At 59.0% G+C, this 288-nt stretch carries 1 protein-coding gene; it reads left to right on the top strand.

The window, feature by feature from the left end; translation table 11 throughout:
- The coding region (locus GEAM_RS00030; protein ID WP_034786590.1) for a pyruvate formate lyase family protein at positions 1-288 on the top strand (288 nt) is incomplete at both ends.

Here is a 288-nt window from a genome sequence, read left to right as displayed (position 1 = left end):
CGGAGCGCCGCGAGCGTCTGCAACTTACCGACTGGGAAGATCTGCATAAAGAGCAGTTGCTGAAAGCGATTGATATCACGCTGGCGGCGGTGAGCGAGCACATCCTGCGTTTTGCTGTTCTGGCACGGGAAATGGCGGCAACTGAAAGCCGCGAAGCGCGCCGCAGCGAGCTGCTGAGCATGGCTGAAAACTGCGAGCTTATTGCCCACCAGCCGCCGCAGACCTTCTGGCAGGCGTTGCAGTTGTGCTACTTCATCCAGCTGACTCTGCAAATCGAGTCCAACGGCC

The sequence above is a fragment of the Ewingella americana ATCC 33852 genome (assembly GCF_000735345.1).
Taxonomy (GTDB): domain Bacteria; phylum Pseudomonadota; class Gammaproteobacteria; order Enterobacterales; family Enterobacteriaceae; genus Ewingella; species Ewingella americana.
The sequence above is the reverse complement of the archived record's forward strand: the minus strand, read 5'-3'. Positions and strand labels throughout refer to the sequence as shown.